The sequence below is a fragment of the Hyphomicrobium denitrificans ATCC 51888 genome (genome assembly GCF_000143145.1).
Classification (GTDB): domain Bacteria; phylum Pseudomonadota; class Alphaproteobacteria; order Rhizobiales; family Hyphomicrobiaceae; genus Hyphomicrobium_B; species Hyphomicrobium_B denitrificans.
On sequence record NC_014313.1, the window covers coordinates 1450387 to 1467776 of the forward strand.

The 17390-nt window shown below is 62.0% G+C and carries 13 protein-coding genes; 8 read left to right on the forward strand and 5 right to left on the reverse strand.

What is annotated here, in order from left to right; translation table 11 throughout:
• Window positions 1-2 precede the first annotated feature (2 nt).
• The 5 genes from HDEN_RS06910 (at window position 3) to HDEN_RS06930 (ending at window position 8826) form a co-directional block, all read left to right on the forward strand.
• Entirely contained in the window at window positions 3-1319 is a 1317-nt protein-coding gene (locus tag HDEN_RS06910) for an NAD(P)/FAD-dependent oxidoreductase (RefSeq protein WP_013215428.1), read from the forward strand.
• Window positions 1320-1557: 238 nt separating this feature from the next.
• Window positions 1558-4059 carry an acyl-CoA dehydrogenase gene (locus HDEN_RS06915; RefSeq protein ID WP_013215429.1) on the forward strand — a complete coding sequence of 834 codons (2502 nt, stop codon included), beginning with the start codon at window positions 1558-1560 and terminating at the stop codon, window positions 4057-4059.
• Between the two features lie 8 nt (window positions 4060-4067).
• A complete protein-coding gene (locus HDEN_RS06920) occupies window positions 4068-6083 on the forward strand; it encodes a 3-hydroxyacyl-CoA dehydrogenase NAD-binding domain-containing protein (protein ID WP_013215430.1) in 2016 nt (671 codons plus the stop codon).
• A gap of 51 nt (window positions 6084-6134) precedes the next feature.
• Window positions 6135-7439 carry an acetyl-CoA C-acetyltransferase gene (locus HDEN_RS06925; RefSeq protein WP_013215431.1) on the forward strand — a complete coding sequence of 435 codons (1305 nt, stop codon included), beginning with the start codon at window positions 6135-6137 and terminating at the stop codon, window positions 7437-7439.
• A 79-nt stretch (window positions 7440-7518) separates the two neighbouring features.
• Window positions 7519-8826, forward strand: coding sequence for an SAM-dependent methyltransferase (locus HDEN_RS06930; protein ID WP_013215432.1), 1308 nt, complete (start codon window positions 7519-7521; stop codon window positions 8824-8826).
• A 26-nt stretch (window positions 8827-8852) separates the two neighbouring features.
• On the opposite strand, the gene HDEN_RS06935 is transcribed toward HDEN_RS06930, so the two are convergent.
• Window positions 8853-10634 carry a glucan ABC transporter ATP-binding protein/ permease gene (locus HDEN_RS06935; protein WP_013215433.1) on the reverse strand — a complete coding sequence of 594 codons (1782 nt, stop codon included), beginning with the start codon at window positions 10632-10634 and terminating at the stop codon, window positions 8853-8855.
• A gap of 214 nt (window positions 10635-10848) precedes the next feature.
• On the opposite strand from HDEN_RS06935, the gene HDEN_RS06940 reads away from it, so the two are divergent.
• A complete protein-coding gene (locus HDEN_RS06940) occupies window positions 10849-11454 on the forward strand; it encodes a cytochrome b (RefSeq protein WP_013215434.1) in 606 nt (201 codons plus the stop codon).
• Window positions 11455-11471: 17 nt separating this feature from the next.
• On the opposite strand, the gene HDEN_RS06945 is transcribed toward HDEN_RS06940, so the two are convergent.
• The 4 genes from HDEN_RS06945 to HDEN_RS06960 are packed head-to-tail and all read right to left on the reverse strand — an operon-like array spanning window position 11472 to window position 14798.
• Entirely contained in the window at window positions 11472-12308 is an 837-nt protein-coding gene (locus tag HDEN_RS06945) for a class I SAM-dependent methyltransferase (protein WP_013215435.1), read from the reverse strand.
• Window positions 12305-13351, reverse strand: coding sequence for a glycosyltransferase family 4 protein (locus HDEN_RS06950; RefSeq protein ID WP_013215436.1), 1047 nt, complete (start codon window positions 13349-13351; stop codon window positions 12305-12307). Before HDEN_RS06950 ends, HDEN_RS06945 begins: the two co-directional genes overlap by 4 nt.
• Complete coding sequence (locus HDEN_RS06955; protein WP_013215437.1) at window positions 13344-13748, reverse strand: 6-pyruvoyl trahydropterin synthase family protein; 405 nt, start codon at window positions 13746-13748, stop codon at window positions 13344-13346. Before HDEN_RS06955 ends, HDEN_RS06950 begins: the two co-directional genes overlap by 8 nt.
• A 24-nt stretch (window positions 13749-13772) precedes the next feature.
• The gene (locus HDEN_RS06960) at window positions 13773-14798 is read right to left on the reverse strand and encodes a zinc-dependent alcohol dehydrogenase (RefSeq protein ID WP_013215438.1); all 1026 of its coding nucleotides are present in this window, start codon (window positions 14796-14798) and stop codon (window positions 13773-13775) included.
• Between the two features lie 20 nt (window positions 14799-14818).
• Between HDEN_RS06960 and mdoH the strand changes: the two genes are divergently transcribed.
• Both mdoH and HDEN_RS06970 read left to right on the forward strand, forming a co-directional pair.
• Window positions 14819-16630: a glucans biosynthesis glucosyltransferase MdoH gene (gene mdoH / locus HDEN_RS06965; RefSeq protein ID WP_013215439.1), complete on the forward strand. Its 1812-nt coding sequence runs from the start codon at window positions 14819-14821 to the stop codon at window positions 16628-16630.
• A 1-nt stretch (window position 16631) separates the two neighbouring features.
• On the forward strand, window positions 16632-17381 hold the full coding sequence (locus HDEN_RS06970) for an FkbM family methyltransferase (protein ID WP_041921591.1): 750 nt from the start codon (window positions 16632-16634) through the stop codon (window positions 17379-17381).
• Window positions 17382-17390 lie beyond the last annotated feature (9 nt).

The window sequence follows — 17390 nt, forward strand, 5'->3', positions numbered from 1 at the left end:
AGATGACCAAGGTGACGCGTCGCGAATTTTCGCTGATGGCGGCGGGCGCGGTTACGGCGGCAAGCTCCGGACTGTCGCGACCGGCGCTAGCGGCCGGGCCTGCGAAGATCGTGATTATCGGAGGCGGGCCGGGCGGCGCGGCGGTTGCCAACCGGCTCAGGACCGCAGCTCCCGACCTCGCCATCACCCTCGTCGAGCCCAAGGAAAAATACACCACGTGTTTTTACTCGAACGTCTATATCGGAGGTTTCCGTTCGTTTCGTTCGATCACCTTCGACTACGAAGGCGTCCGGAAGCGTGGCATCACCGTCGTCACCGATGCGGCGACGGCCATCGATACGACCACGAAAACGGTGACGCTGGCGCGCGGCGCCTCGCCGCTCAGCTACGACAGGCTGGTCGTTGCGCCGGGCATCGATATCAAATTCGACAGCATCGAAGGCTATTCGCCCGAGGCCGCGAAAATCATGCCGCACGCGTGGCAGGGCGGCGAGCAAACGTGGATCCTGAAGGAAAAGCTGTTGGCGCTGCCCGATGGCGGTCTGGTGGTGATGTCGTCGCCGCCCAATCCCTACCGCTGCCCGCCGGGTCCTTATGAGCGCGCCTGTATGATCGCGCATTTCCTCAAGACGACGAAGCCGAAGTCGAAGATCATCCTGTTCGATGCGAAGCGGTATTATTCCAAGCAGGCCGTATTCGAGCAGGCGTTCATGGAATTCTACAAGGATATCGTCGAGATCAACCTGACGAATGAGATCGACGACTATTCGGTCGTCAAGGTCAACCCGCAGACGGGCGAAGTGACGACCAAGTCGGGCCAAACGGAGCGCGCCGTTGTCGCCAATATCATTCCGGCGCAGAAGGCGGGTTCCATCGCCGCGAGCGCCGGGTTGACGGAAGGGGACTGGTGCCCGATCAATCCGCAGAACTTTTCGTCGACCAAGGCCCGCGACGTCTACGTGATCGGCGATGCGGCGATCGCGGCGGACATGCCGAAGTCGGCCTATGCCGCTGTCAGTCAGGCCGGCGTCGTCGCCGCCGACATCATTGCCGATCTCACGGGCAAGCCTCGGACGGCCGGGCGATACCACAATACGTGCTGGTCGATGGTTGCGCCGGGTGACAGCGCCAAGATCGGTGGCGATTACTCCCCTGGTGAAAAAAACGGCAAGCCGTTCCTAAAGGGCGAAAACGAGTTCATTTCGCAGCCCGACGACAGCCCGGCGGTGCGGCTTGAAACCAATCAGGAAAGCCAGGACTGGTATCAGACGGTCGTTGCCGATCTCTTCGGTGAAACTCCGCAAATGGCGGGCCCGTAGCGTTACGGCGCCGTAACATCGAAGCTCTCTAGCATTGAGGGTGCGGCTCGATGCCGGGAGTTTGCCAAAATCCGGCGCGATGCCGGATTAGCCGCTGTCGCACAAATGTGTTTAAATACAACTTGGTGCGGCCGGGGCAGGCCGCATCGTTAAGCTGGCGTACACGTCAGCTTACGATACTCGCGTATCCGTCGGAGCCGCTTCGAAGTGCGCCGCGGTTCCAAGTGGAGACCTCGAAATGGCGGCCGTTGTTCTGTTGATTTTGGCGCTCGGCGGGTTTCTCCTGCTCGGAATGGTCCGTGCACCCCTTTGGGGCTGGGCGGCGGCTGTCGGACTTCTGACGCTTCTGGCCACCTACAATTGCACGAGCGCGCTGGCGTGGCTCGCGTGGCTTCCATTCGTGGGGCTCGCGCTGCTGTCGTTTCCGGCTCTGCGCCGCCGTTTCATCGTCGCGCCAATCTTTGCGACGGTACGGAAAATTCTGCCGAAGGTCTCCGACACCGAGGCGCAGGCGCTGGAAGCCGGAACGGTCGGGTTCGACGCGGAGCTGTTTTCCGGCACTCCGGACTGGAGCAAGCTGCAATCCATTCCTCCGATCGAGCTTTCGGCCGAGGAGCGCGCGTTCCTCGACGGGCCGACGGAAGAGCTGTGCCGGATGATCAGCGACTGGCAGGTTCGCCATTCGTTGCGCGAGATTCCAGAGGAGATCTGGGTTTTCGTAAAAAAGCACGGCTTCCTCGGCATGCTGATTTCGAAGGAGCATGGCGGCCTCGGCTTTTCAGCTCAGGCGCAATCGTTGATCCTCGGCAAGATCGCGTCGCGGTCGCCCGATGTCGTGACGATCGTCATGGTTCCGAACTCGCTCGGGCCGGGCGAACTCATCGAGAAATACGGTACCGACGAACAGAAGCATTATTATCTGCCGCGGCTCGCGAAGGGTGAGGAAGTTCCATGCTTCTCGCTGACAGGTCCGACGTCGGGTTCGGATGCTGCCACGATGCGCGACATCGGCCACGTCACGCGCGGCACGCATGAAGGCAAGGAAACGCTCGGCATCCGTTTGTCCTGGGAAAAGCGCTACATCACGCTCGGGCCGAACGCGACGCTCGTCGGCCTCGCGTTCCGTCTGTTCGACAAGGACAACCTGCTCGGCAAAGGCGAGGACGTCGGCATTACGCTGGCGCTCATTCCGGCGGATCATCCGGGCGTCAACATCGGGCGGCGTCACCTGCCGTCGGGTGCTGCGTTCCCGAATGGGCCGAACTGGGGCAACGACGTTTTCATTCCGATCGACTGGGTCATCGGCGGTCAGGCGATGGCCGGCAACGGCTGGCGCATGCTGATGGAATGCCTGTCGGCGGGGCGTGCGATTTCGCTGCCGTCCTCGGCGACGGCGGGCGCAAAGATGATGCTGCGCGTCACGTCGGCCTATGGGCGGATCAGAAAGCAGTTCGGCTTGCCGGTGTCACGCATGGAGGGCGTCGAGGAGCCGCTCGTTCGCATCATCGAGACGGCCTATGTCAACGAGGCTGCCCGTGCGATGACCGCCGCGATGGTTTCGCGCGGTGAAAAGCCGTCGGTCATCTCGGCGCTGATGAAATATCAGACGACGGAGAAGATGCGCCGCGCGGTCAACGACGCGATGGACATTCACGGCGGCCGCGGTATCTGCGACGGGCCGTCGAACTATCTCCAGTCGGCCTATCAGATGGTTCCGGTCGGCATTACGGTCGAGGGCGCCAACATTCTGACGCGCACCCTGATCACGTTTGCGCAGGGCGCGCTGCGCTCGCATCCGTTTCTCTACAAGGAAGTGCAGGCGGCGCAGGATGCCGACAGGCAACGCGGGCTCGATGCCTTCGAGACGGCCTTCAACGGCCACATCGCCTTCTCGTTGTCGAATGCGACCGGCGCGTTCGTCCATAACATCACCGGCGGCGCGCTGGTGTCGTCGCCTGACGATGCGCTCGGCATGTCGCACTGGTATCGCCAGCTTGCGCGCGCCAGCCGCTCTTATGCGTTCGTGGCCGATTTGACGGTGGCCTTGCTCGGCGGCGGTCTGAAGATCAAGCAGAAGATCACCGGGCGCATGGCGGATGCGCTGGCCGAGCTTTACATGCTGTCGGCGACGTTGAAGCGGTATCAGGACGACGGCCGTCCGGCAGGCGATGAGCTGATCGTCGAGCTTGCAGCGCAGAACGGCTTGTGGCGTTTCCAGGAGGCGATCGGCGGCGTCATCGACAATTTCCCCGTTCGCTGGGCGCGGCCGCTGATGCGCATCGTGGTGTTTCCGCTCGGGCGGCGCTTCAAGCCGGCGTCCGATGTGCTTGGGCATCAGGTTGCGCGGCATGTCCTGCAGCCCGGCGAGGTTCGCGATCGGCTGACGCGCCACATCTTCGTTTCGCGCGACGTCAACGATCCGACGGGCATCCTTGAGGTGACGCTGGAGAAAGTCATCGCAGCCGAGCCGATCGAAAAGAAGCTCGAGAAAGCCATTCGCGACGGGCTCGTTCGGCGCTATCACGGCATCGACTGGTTTGCGGAAGCGGCCGACAAGGGCGTCATCTCGGCAGCGGAAGCCGAGCAGCTTCGCGAGGTCGAGCAGCTCGTGGCGCGCGTCATCGCGGTCGATCATTTCGATCCTGCCGAGGTGAAGCCGAATTACGCGACCCTCGGCCATAATATTCGCGGGTCTGAAAAAGTGGCCTCGGAAAAAGCTATCGCCGGTTTCGGAGTTTGAGGTGTGCCATGAGTGAAGCGACGGCGGACGTGAAGGCAGTGCACTTGAAGGATTGGCGCTTCTCGATCGACGGCGAAAACATCGCGTGGGCGGTGTTCGACCGGGAAGGCGAGAGTGCGAATTCGCTTGGCCGCCGTCCGATCGAGGAACTCGACGCCATCATCGAACGCGTTGAAGCGGAAGCGCGTGCGAAGAGCGTTCGCGGTCTCGTCATCATCTCGGGCAAGGAGCGCGGCTTCGTCGTCGGCGCCGACATCCGCGAGTTCGAGACGTTTCAGAACGAGCAGGACGTCGTCAACGCGCTGAAGCCGGTCAATGCACTTCTGGATCGCATCGAGAAGCTGCCGGTTCCGGTGGTCGCGGCCATCCACGGTGTCTGCGTCGGCGGCGGGCTGGAGCTGATCCTCGCCTGTCATTACCGGATCGCGACGCGCGATGACTCGACGCGCATCGGCTTCCCCGAGGTCAAGCTCGGCATTTTCCCAGGCTTCAACGGCACCGCGCGTTCGATCAAGCAGGCGGGTCCGATGGCGGCGATGCAGGCAATGCTGACCGGCGGCATGATCCGCGCGACGGTTGCGAAGGCGCAAGGCTTCATCGATCAGCTCGTCGGCAGTCCGGGCGAATTGCATTGGGCGGCGCGGAAAGCTGTGCTGCAGAACCGGCGTTCGCAATCGGCGGGTCTCGCGAAGATGCTTCTGACAAAATGGCCGGCGCGCGGTTTCCTTGCGGGCAAGATGCGTCAGGAGACCGCCAAAAAAGTTCGCGAAGATCACTATCCGGCGCCCTTCCGTTTGATCGACCTCTTCGAGAAAGAGGGCGGCGATCTCAATCAGATGAAAAAGGCCGAGACGACGGCGTTCGCGCCGTTGATGGTTTCGGAGACGTCGCGCAATCTGCGCCGCGTGTTCCGCCTGACGGAGCTGTTGAAGGCGCAAGCGCCGAAGGGCTTCAAATGGCGGCCGACCCGTGTTCACGTCATCGGCGCGGGTACGATGGGCGCCGATATTGCTGGCGTTTGCGTCGCCGCCGGCATGGAAGTGACGCTGCAGGACATTTCGCCAGAGCAGCTTGAAAAAGGCATAAAGGCGCAAGGCAAGCTATTCGCGCGCAAGTTCAAGACGAAAGCGACGCGCGATGCCGCCAAGACGCGTCTGATCGCTGACCCCGAAGGCAAGGGCGTCGCGCGGGCCGATGTGATCATCGAGGCGATCGTCGAGCGGCTCGACATCAAGCAGAAGCTGTTCGCGGACCTCGAAACAAAGATCAAGCCCGGTGCGGTTCTGGCGACGAACACGTCGTCGTTGAAGCTCGAAGACATTTCTGCGCCGCTCAACGATCCCGGCCGTCTGATCGGCCTGCACTTCTTCTCGCCGGTGCCGCAAATGCCGCTCGTCGAAGTCGTGCGCGGTTCGAAAACGCGCGACGAGGAAGTGAAGAAGGGCGCGACGTTCGTCACGGCCATCGACAAGTTCCCGCTGATCACGAAGGACGTGCCAGGCTTCATGGTCAACAAGGTTCTGACGCCCTACATGTTCGCGGCGATGAAGCGTCTCGAAGAGGGCGAGGATAAGGAGAAGATCGACGAAGCCGTGCGTGCCTTCGGGATGCCGATGGGGCCGATCGAGCTTGCAGACAACGTCGGTCTCGATATCTGCGCGCACGTCGCGAAAATTCTCGGTCAGTCGAGCGAGGGCTCGCGGCTTGATCGTCTCGTGGCGTCAGGGCGACTCGGCAAGAAGACGGGCGAAGGTTTCTACGTCTGGAAGGACGGCAAGCCGGTGAAGTCGGACGCCAAGTTCTCGAAGACCGAACTCGACAAGCTTGGGCGCGAGTTGATCGAGCCGATGATCGCGGAAGCGCAGAAGACGCTCGACGAGGGTGTCGTCGAGAACGCCGATCTCGTCGATGCGGGCATGATTTTCGGGACGGGCTTTGCGCCGTTCCGCGGTGGGCCGTTGCACTACAAGAAAACGCATCCCGAGACGGAGCCTGCGATCACCTCGCGCGCCGCTGCAGAGTAAATTTATTCCCACTCCCCGTTCTTACGCGGAGGGGAAACATTGGAGATCGAGATGACACGAGAGCTTCGGCGCGTTGCGGTGATCGGCGGTGTCCGTATCCCGTTCTGCCGGTCCAACACGCTTTATGCCGATCTCTCGAATCTCGAGATGATGGCGGCGGCGCTGAACGGTGTCGTCGACCGGTTCGGGCTCAAGGGCCAGCACATCGACGAAGTCGTCGGCGGCGCGGTCGTCACGCATTCGCGCGATTTCAATCTGGCACGCGAAGCGGTGCTGTCGTCCAAGCTTGCGCCATCGACGCCGGGGGTGACGCTGATCCAAGCGTGTGGAACGTCGTTGCAATCGGCGCTGATGTCGGCGGGCAAGATCGCGACCGGCGAGATCGAAAGCGCGATTGCGGTCGGATCGGACACGACATCCGATGCACCGATCGTTTTCTCGAAGAAGTTTTCAAAGCGCCTCGTGCAGGTCGGGCAGAGCAAGACGGCGCTCGATAAAATTCGCGTCTTTAAAGGGCTGTCGCCGTCCGAGCTTGCGCCGCAGCCGCCGGCGGTTTCCGAGCCGCGCACGGGCCTTTCGATGGGGCAGCATTGCGAGCTGATGGCGCAGGAATGGAAAATCCCGCGCGCCGCGCAGGACGAGCTTGCCTTCGAGAGTCATAAGAAAGGCGCGGCCGCTTACGACGAAGGCTATATGGACGATTTGATCGTGCCGTGCGCGGGCGTTTATCGCGACAACAACCTTCGTCCGGACATCTCGCTCGATAAACTTGCGTCGCTGAAGCCTGCGTTCGAGAAATCGGAGCGCGGAACTTTGACAGCAGGCAATTCGACGCCGATGACCGATGGCGCGTCGGCTGTGCTTCTTGCGTCTGAAGAGTGGGCGAAAGCGCACAATCTGCCGGTGCTCGCCTACCTCACGTACGGGCAACATATCGCCAACAATTTCGTCGGTGGCGACGGTCTGCTGATGGCGCCGACGATCGCGGTGTCGAAGTTGCTCGACCGTGCCGGGCTGACGCTGCAGGACTTCGATTTCTATGAAATCCACGAAGCCTTCGCGGCCCAGGTTCTCTGCACACTGAAAGCCTGGGAAGACGCCGATTACTGCAAGAGGGTGCTCGGCAAGGATGCGCCGCTCGGTTCGATCGATCGCGCCAAGCTCAACGTCAAAGGCTCTTCTCTCGCGTTCGGTCATCCGTTCGCCGCAACCGGTGCGCGCATCGTCGCCAATCTTGCGAAACTGTTGTCGACAAATGGCGGTCGCGGCCTGATTTCGATCTGCACGGCCGGCGGCATGGGCGTCGCTGCGATCCTGGAAGCGCCGAAATCCATTGAAGCCCGCGTTGCGGCCTGAATAACGCAATCGCAACGCGAGACGCGCGATCCTGAATGAGCTATGCACCTCGCAATAGGTGAAGCTGAGGGGCGTGCGCATGGCAGGCGGAACAGGTCAGGACAGGCAACTCGAAGCGGCGCGCGCGCTGGTGCGCGACGTTGCCGATCGCTTCGATCTCAATGCCTGGGCGCGTCTCTGGGACGGTTCGCGTCTGCCGCTCGGCAAAGCTCCGACCTCGAATTTCGAAATCTCGATCAGCGATCCGGGCGTGATCGGCACGCTGGTTCGCAGTCCGCGTCTCGATACGATCATTCGCCAATACATCGAGAAGGGGATCGACTTCTCGGGCGGCACGCTCGTCGATTTCGGACGAGATCTGCAGAAGAACGACAAGGCGCCGAAGGTCAAAGGTCGCGACATCGCGAAAGTCGGACGCAATCTGCTGCCGTTTGTCTTTGCGAAGAAGGATGCGCGCGATGCGCACGGCTTCGGCGGTGACGAGTCCGGTGTCAATCGCAAGATCGCCGACAACAAGGACTACATTCAGTTCCACTACGATCTGTCGAACGACTTCTACGCGCTCTTTCTCGATCCGGAGATGGTCTATTCGTGCGCCTATTACACGGACTGGTCGAACGGTGTCGAACAGGCGCAGCGCGACAAGCTCGAGATGATCTGCCGTAAGCTGCGGCTGAAGCCCGGCGACCGGATGCTCGATATCGGCGCGGGTTGGGGCGGGCTCCTCTGTCATGCGGCGCAGGCCTACGGCGTGACCGCACATGGCATCACGCTGTCCGAAGAACAACTCTCGTTCGCGCGTGAGAAAGCGAAAAAGCTCGGCCTTGCGGATCGCGTTACGTTCGAGCTTGCGGACTATCAGAACATCAGCGGCACCTACGACAAGATCGCGTCGATCGGCATGTACGAGCATATCGGGCTCAAGAACATTCCGGGCTACATGAGCAAGGTGCGTTCGCTTCTGAGCGAGGACGGGCTGTTCCTCAATCACGCCATTTCGCATCGTGCGCCGAAGAACGCCAAGAAATGGCTGACGCGGCCGGAGAAGAAAGCGATCGCGAAATACATTTTTCCGGGCGGCGAGCTGGATGACATCGGGCACACGGTCAACGCGATGGAGCGCGCCGGTTTCGAGGTGCACGACGTCGAAGCGTGGCGGATGCATTACGCGCGCACGTGTCAACTCTGGTGCGAGCGCCTGACGGCGCGCAAGGATGAAGCGATCGGCTTCGTCGGCGAAGAGAAATACCGGATCTGGGTCGCGTATCTCGCGGGCGTCAGTCTCGCGTTCTCGCGCGGGTCGCTCAGGCTTTATCAGACACTGGCGTCGAAGACGGCAAAGCGTCCGCCGCCGCTGCCGCCGACACGCGCGGATTTGTATCGCTGAGTGCGCGTTCGCGCGGCGAGAACAGCTTAGCGTTTGCCGTTCGCGTCGGGCGGGGTTTCGGTGGTTTTCGGCACCGTGAAACCGCCTTCCGCGACGAGACGCGCGAACAGCCCGGTTCCCTGCGCCAGGTCGTCGAAGCGTCCGCGCTCGACGATTTCGCCGTGATCGAGGACGAAGATTTCGTCGGCATCGGCAACGGTCGACAGGCGGTGCGCGATCACGAACGTCGTGCGCCCCGTTCTGAGCGTGTCGAGGGCGCGTTTGATCTTGGCTTCGGTTTCGGAATCGAGCGCGCTCGTTGCTTCGTCGAGGATCAGGATCGGTGCGTCTTTTAGAATTGCGCGCGCGATGGCGATGCGCTGGCGTTCGCCGCCTGACAGCGATAGTCCACGCTCGCCGATCATGAAGCCGTAGCCACCCGGCTTTCGCATGATGAAGTCGTGCGCTTCGGCGAGTTTGCTGGCGCGCTCGACCTCGGCGTCGGTTGCGTCCGGTTTGCCGATGCGGATGTTCTCGCCGATCGTGCGATTGAAAAGTCCGGCGTCCTGGAAGACGACGGAGATCGCTTGGCGCAGCGACTGTATCGTGACGTCGGCGATGTTCTGACCGTCGATGGTGATGTGCCCCGACGATGGCGTTTGGAAACGCTGGAGCAGGGCGATCGTCGTCGATTTGCCGGAGCCGGTCGGGCCGACGAGGGCGACCGTCTCCCCAGCTTTGGCGGCAAACGTCACGTCCGTTATGCCCTGCGGGCTGCCGCCATAGCGGAAGTTCACGTGCTCGAATGCGACGGCGCCCGCGACGTTCTCCAAGGGCTTGGCGCCGGGCTTGTCCTCGCTGTTGGCCTTTTCGTCCATCAGCTCGAACAGCAAGGTGAGCGTCGGGGCCTGTTGGTGAACCTTCACGACGAACGCGGAGAGCTGATCGAGGCGGCTGATCAGCAGCGTCGCAAAGGCGACGAAGCTTACGATCTGGCCGACCGTCAGCTCGCCACGTCCGACGAGAACGGCGCCCGCGACGAAGATCACGACCATCGTCAGCGTCGCCGCCGAGCGCTGCATGACCGTCAGGATGCCCCACCAGGTGACGACCGGAAATTGTGCTGTCAGCAGCTCACGCGACAGGCCGCGCAAAGCCTCCGCTTCCGCCTGCAGACGGGCGTAGCTCTGCACCACCATGACGTTGCCGATCACGTCGACGACGCGGCCTGAGAGTGCCGTCTCATGCTCTTCGACGGCGGCCTGCCCGTAGGTCGTCTTGCGCATCACGAGGACGTTCATCAGCGTATAGGTGGCGGCCAGCGCAACAAGGATCGTGGCCATGCGCGCGTCCATGCTGATCGCGGTCGGAACGAGCAGGATGATGCCGAACAGTGCGGTGAAATGTTCGCGCATGGCTCCGAGCCAGAGCCAGAAGAGGGCCGTCGTTCCTGCGAGAATGGTGCGGATCGTTGCGCCGCTGCCGCGCGTCGCGTGCACGCTCTGCGGCAGTGCCATCGCCTTTTCGAAGACGGTGGCGAGATGCGCGTTCTTCTGGCGATGGGCGAGGCGATCGGAATTGATGCTGACGATCACGCCGGCGATGACGCCGAACAGGCCGAGGACGGCCCATAGGCCGATATAGCCAAATGCGCTTTCGCCCTTGCTGAGTGCGTCGACGACGCGTCCGAACAGAATAGGCTCGGCAAGCTGGATGGCTGCGATGAATATGCTCGCGAGTGCCAAGCCGATCGCGAGATACTTTTCGGACTCGAGCAGCTTCAGGGCGCGGATGTAGATTTGGAAGAGGTTCAGCGGCTTCGACGTCATGCCTGCTCCTCCGGAGCGCCGCAGCCGAGATGAACGGAAGGACTTTCCGAAGCCCCCATGTGCATGCCTGATTGAATTGCCGTTGACCCTGGCCGCTCTATAGCATTCCGCGGAGAATAAGCATCAGGGAAAAGGGGCGAATGCCGATCGCCTTGACGGGCGTGCGCGTCTGCTCAATGCTAGGTTCAGGCAGCGTCCGGGAGGCTCGAAAGTCATGGCCCAGGATCCGAAATATCAGCTTCCGACGTACACGCCGACGGCGCGCGGCCTGCATTGGCTGATCGCGCTTCTGATCCTCATCCAGTTTCCGATTGCCTTCTACATGACCTACCGCGGCTACGAAATGTCGGCGGTGAACGACAAAGGCGAAGCGGTCAAAGGCGTCTTCGACGACGTTACCGGCTTCTTTTATAGCTGGCACAAGGTGATCGGGCTTACGATCTTTTTCCTGGTGCTGATCCGTCTTGCCTATCGTTTGACGCGCGGCGCGCCGCGGCCGGATCCGTCTGTGCCGAAGCCGCTGATCGGCATCAGTCATCTCGTGCATTGGTTGATGTATGCGCTGCTGATCGCGGTTCCGATCATCGGGTATCGCGGAATTTCCTATGGCCGCTATCTCGATGTTTTCGGCTTTTCATTGCCAGCGGTGACTGAGAAGAACGAGGATCTATCGAAAGAGGTTTTCGAATGGCACGAGAGGGCGGCGATCGTGCTGCTCCTGCTCGTGTCGCTGCATATCGCAGCTGCGATCTATCACCGCTTCTTCCGCAAGGATCGGGTCGTTGAGCGGATGCTGCCGAAACGATCGCTCGATGCCTGATCGAGGGCTTGCAACGGTCAGGATGCCGGCGCGGCGAACGTATCTGTGTGGCCGACGACGACGCCCGTCCGCGAAACGTTGATCCAATTGACGATGGTTTTCGCGTCGACGCCGCCGATCTCTGAAACGGCGACGGCGTGGCCGCGCACGAGTTCTTCGATCAGCATGCGATCGCTGCGTTCCAGACGCCAGTCGCTGTCGCCTTCGATCACCGAATAGTCGTTGAGACGGAACTGATCCGCGAGATGTGCAGGCGCCATCGGACCAGCCGCGAGGCCGAGACCTTTGTCGCGCAATTGATGGCGATGGAAGGCGGATGCCATCTGATTGTCGGCGGGCCGGCGCGGGGTCCAGCGCCGCTGACCGTTGTACGTGAGCGTCGCATAGAATGCGATCCGGTGTTCAGCCACGGCCTTTGCGAGGGCGCGGATATAGTCCGGCGATGTGAGATCAAAGAATGCGGATGCCGTGACGAGGTGCAATGGCTGATCGAGCAGGTGCGCCGTCTCGGATGCCAAGTCGGCAACGACGAACGTGACGTCGATCTCCCGGCGGTCCTTGCGCAAGCGAAGGCCATTGTCTGAGAATTCCGCCGCATCGGCCCAGGCGGCGAGCCGTGTCTTGGCGACCTCGTGCAAGCTCGCGTCGTGATCGACGAGTTTCCAGCTTTGCCGGTGCGGCAGGAGAGGCGCGGTGGCGCGAAGGTTCGAACCGGTGCCCGATCCGAGATCGAGAACGCTGACATCGTCGCGCAGAGCGAAGCGAGCGCTGACGGTGTTGGCGACGTCGCTCGAGCGTGCGCGCAGGTCCGCGGGTTCGCGCAGATCGAGCCATTCGGGGGCGAATTCGCTCACGGCCGGAGGCCCAGGATGACGGCGGCGATGCGCCGTGCCGTCTCGTGCCAGGTCGGCAACGTTCGTCCGGCTTCCCATGCCGCGTCCGCCAGACGATCGCGCAGTTTTTTGTCGGTGAGCGCTCGCTCGATCGCGGTGGTCAGCGCGGTCACGTTGCCTGCTTCGACATGAAGGGCGGACGATTCTCCTGCGGTCTCGGCAGCCGCGCCGCCGGCCGCGATGACCATCGGCAATCCACGCGCCATCGCCTCGGCGAGCACCATGCCGTAGCCCTCGAACAGCGAGGCCGAGACGAAAAGATCGGCGCTTTCGTAGTAGCGGTCGAGCGTCGCCGGGACGACTTTGCCTGCGAGCGTAACACGGTCTTCGAGGCCGTTCGACGAGATTGCGTTTTGCACCGTCGCGACGGCGTCGGGATGGCGATCGAGTGCGCCCGCGATCGTCAATCGCCAGTCGATGTGCTTCAGCGGCGCCAGCGCCTCGACGAGCACGTGATAGCCTTTGCGCGGCAGTACGGCTCCAACGGCGAGGATCTGAAGCGGCGCGCCGGTTCCCGTGGCGCGTTGGGCCGGATCGGTTCCGGGTTCGGCGATCGTGACTTTTTCCTGCGAGATTCCCATCGTGTCGACGAGAATGCGTTTCGTGACGCGGCTCGTGACGACGATGTGACTGGCGTGCTGAAGCGCGATTTCCTCGCTCGCTTTGATTTCGACTTTGCGGCTGTGGGGCAGGCCGGTTTCGAGGAACAGCGGATGATGAACGAGCGCGACGACGCGGCCTGAAAGCGCGTCGAGGACGTCGCCCGTAAATGCTCCGAATGCCAGGCCATCGACCATAAGCACTTCGTCACGCGGCTTGGCTTTCAGCAGGCGGGTCGTTTCGGCGAGATCGCTCGCGCTCGGATTGGGGAACGTATCGGCGAGCGGGAGAACCGACACGCGAACGCCGAAGTCCGGCAGCAATTCGATCACGCGCCGGTCATAGGCGTAGCCGCCGGTCGTACTTTTCAGATCGCCGGGTATCGCGAAGACGACATCAGCCACTGATCGGCCCCTCGTAGCTGGCTCGTGCAAGATCCGTTTCAGAGAGCGTCACCCGGATGCGCGAAAGCCGTTGTCCTTCGGTTCCGAATTTCCCTGACGTAGCAGCTTCGGCCATGCGGTCGAAGATATACTTGCAGAGGAACTCAGTCGTCGTCAGATGGCCTTTGAATTGAGGTAAAGCGTCAAGGTTTTGATAACCGAGAGGCTTCAGCGTTTCGTTGAGCACGCGAAGGGCCGCCCCGATATCGACAACGACGTTCTCGGCCGTCAGTTTCTCTCGGAAGAACGCGACGTCGACGACATAGGTTGCGCCGTGCAAATTCTGGGCGGGTCCGAAAAACGGATCCGGCAGGGAGTGGGCGATCATGATGCGATCGCGGACTTCAACGGAGAACATCGGCACGGCTCATTTCATTTTGAGTCAATAGGAGATGACGGGCGGTAGTCCCGTCGACGACCAGATATCGGAGAGCGATTTCGGCAATTCGGTGAAGGCGACGGTGTCCGTGACCAGGACGTCGAGTGCCGGATCGTCAAGAAGTGCCATCGCGCGCTCGAGCCGGTCGCGATGTTTGATGTGGCCGCGATGGCTTGGAGCGACGTGACCGACCTGCGAGGATATGATCCGCAGGCGGCGGGAATGGAAGTCCGCGCCGAGATTGATCGTGACTGGCCGCGTTCCGTACCAGCTCATCTCGATGACCTTACCTTCGAAGACGCAGGCGCCGATCGCGGCATTGAGACCGGCTTCCGTGGCGCTGGTGTGGAACACGATGCGATTGTCGGGCGGAAGATCGTCCGGTGTCGCGAACGTCAGCCCGAGAGCCTCGGCGTAGCGTGCGCGTGCCGGATCGATGTCGACAAGGGTCACGTCAGTCCCCGCGATGCGCCGCGCCAGATAGGCTACCAGCAATCCGACGATGCCTGCGCCGATCACGGCGATGCGGTCACCGGGCGCCGTCCCCGCGTCCCAGTGGGCATTGAGCGCTGTTTCCATGTTTGCGGCGAGTACGGCGCGTCGTGAGGGGATGGCATCGGGGATCGCGATAAGGCTGTCCTCGGCGGCCTGGAAATAATCCTGATGCGGATGCAACGCAAAGACGCGGCGTCCTAGCATCGTGTCTGAACCGGCCGTTACAATACCAGCCGCCGAATAACCGTATTTGACCGGAAAAGAGAAACTTCCCGCCTGTAGCGGCGCGCGCATGCGAGACCATTCGCTTTGCGGCACCTCGCCTTTTGCGACGAGCCGCTCGGTGCCGCGGCTGATTGCGGAAAATTCGGTGGCGACGCGTGCTTCTCCGGGAGCGGGTGGGGCCAAACGCTCAGTTCGGAGTTCAGCCTGATCCGGTTTGGTGTACCAAAGCGCGCGTGCGACGACGATCTGGCCCTGGCTGCGACGCATCCGGGGCGGATCGAGATCGGGTGTGCTGCGCTGGTCGTTCATTGTGAGAGACTGAACCCGTCATGACGATCGATTGCGATCGCAAAGTCCTACCCGAGGCCGTCTCCCGGTCAGTGGCGCTGGAGCCATGCCTTACGACACCAGCGGGCTTCGAGGCAATCGCGACGCTCAAGCGTCGGCGCCGGATCATGCTCGTTCTCAACGTCGCGACGTGGACCATAGTTATGCTCTGGGCGTGCGCGGTCCTCTCAAGCGGAGGGTGGACGTGGGTCGACGGCGCCGTTGTTATCTGCCTCGGGCTCGCAGCCCCTTGGCCGGTTCTGGGCTTCTGGAACGCCGCCATCGGGCTTTGGCAGCTCGGCGGCCGGCGTAATCCCGAGATCGTTCCGGCGCTCGAACGTGATGCGCATGCGCCCATCACGGTTAAGACGGCCGTGGTGATGACCTTGCGCAACGAAGACCCGGCGCGCGCGCTGAGGCGGCTCAAGATCGTTAAGGATAGTCTCGACCGTACGGGCGAGGGCGCTCATTTTTCCTATTTCGTGCTGAGCGATACGGATCGCCCCGAGATCGCGAGGCGTGAGGAAGATGCGATCGCGCTTTGGCGGGCGAACGATGCAGATCGCGAGCGGATCGTGTATCGCCGCCGGGATCACAATCTCGGATTCAAGGCTGGCAACGTCCGTGACTTCGCGACGACGGCGGGGCGCGACTTCGAGCTGATGCTGCCGCTCGATGCCGACAGCCTGATGACAGGAGCTGCGATCCTCGACCTCGTGCGGATCATGCAGCGGCATCCGAAGCTCGGCATACTGCAAAGTCTCGTCGTCGGCACGCCGACTGCTTCGGCGTTCGCGCGCATTTTTCAGTTCGGCATGCGGCTTGGCATGCGGACTTATACGATGGGGCAAGCTTGGTGGGTCGGCGACTGCGGGCCGTTCTGGGGCCATAACGCCGTCGTTCGTATCGCGCCGTTCGTCGAGCATTGCAGGCTGCCGACGCTCAGTGGCAGGCCGCCGTTCGGTGGTCATATCCTGTCGCACGATCAAGTCGAAGCAGCGCTGATGCGCAAGGGCGGGTTTGAAGTCCGCGTGCTGCCCGTGGAGATCGGGTCGTATGAAGACAATCCGCCGAATGCCGCCGCATTCGCGGAGCGTGACACGCGCTGGTGCCAGGGAAATCTGCAATACCTGAAGCTCATCGGGCTCAAGGGCCTCGAGCCCGTCAGCCGCTATCAGCTCGCCTGGGCGGTGCTGATGTTTATCGGCGTTCCAGCCTGGATCGTGCTTTTCGGACTACTGCCATTCGTTGCCGCCGATGCGGAGACCGTTCCGGATTTTCCCGTTGGCTCCGCGGTTGCGTTGTCTTTGACGCTGTTGGCGATGAACCTCGCGCCAAAGCTTTCGGCAGCGTTGAACGTGATGCTGACGCCCGGCGAGGTCCAGCGTTTCGGCGGCCGCGTGCGATTTGCTCTCGGGGCGGGACTTGAGCTGCTGTTCTCGGTGTTCCTGTCGGCCGCAACGTCGCTTCGGACGATGCTGTTCATGATCGGGCTTCTGTTCGGTCGATCGAATGGATGGAGGACCCAGTCGCGGGATAGCGGCGAGCTTCCGTGGGCGGAGGCGGCGTCGCGCTTTTGGCCGCATGCTCTGTTCGGCCTCATTCTGAGTTTCGCTTTCGCGATATTTGCGCCGCATGTGCTGTTCTGGAGTTTGCCGCTGGCTTTCTGTTTTCTCGCCGCGATCCCATTTGCCGTTCTGACCGCCAGTCCTGCTGTGGGACAGTTCCTGCGCCGGCATGGCATTGCTGCGATTCCGGAGGATGTCGCGCCACTACCGGAAATTCGTGCGTTGCAGTCGACAGATGGGGCGTGAGATGGTCTCGCGTGCCCTGCAAGGCGTGTTTCGCTCGCTCCGCATTTACCAGGGGCCAGATGCGCCGCGCGCTGCGATGGATGCGCTCTATCGGCAGTTTATCGAGCCGGGCGATCTCGTGTTCGATGTCGGCGCGCATGTCGGCGACCGCGTCTCGTCGTTCCGGCGTCTCGGCGCGCGTGTCATCGCCATCGAGCCGCAATCGCTGCTGGTCGATGTCCTGACGCACATTCATGGTCGGGACGCGAATGTGATCATCCTGCCGCGTGCGCTGGGCGCCCGGAGCGGGCGGCAGGCGTTTCATCTCAATACGGACAATCCGACGGTATCGACGATTTCGGACGCGTTTTTGCAGCGTGCCGAGGATGCTCCGGGCTGGGAGGGGCAGCATTGGGACGATGACGTCGATGTCGATGTGGTGACACTCGACGCACTGCTTGCGCGCTTCGGCGTTCCCGTCTTCATCAAGATCGACGTCGAAGGCTATGAGGATGCGGTGCTTCGCGGCCTCTCGCGTCCGGTGAAAGCGCTGTCATTCGAATTTACGACGATCATGCGAGATACGGCGATTGCGTGCATCGAACGATTGGCGCTGCTCGGCGATTATCGCTACAACTTTGCGCTCGGAGAAACCCAGCGTCTCAGCTTTGGAAATTGGCTTTCCGATGCCGACATGGCGAAGCATCTTTTCAATTTACCGCATGAGGCAAATTCGGGCGACGTCTATGCAAGGCTTGCCTCAGACGTTTAAGACGGTGAC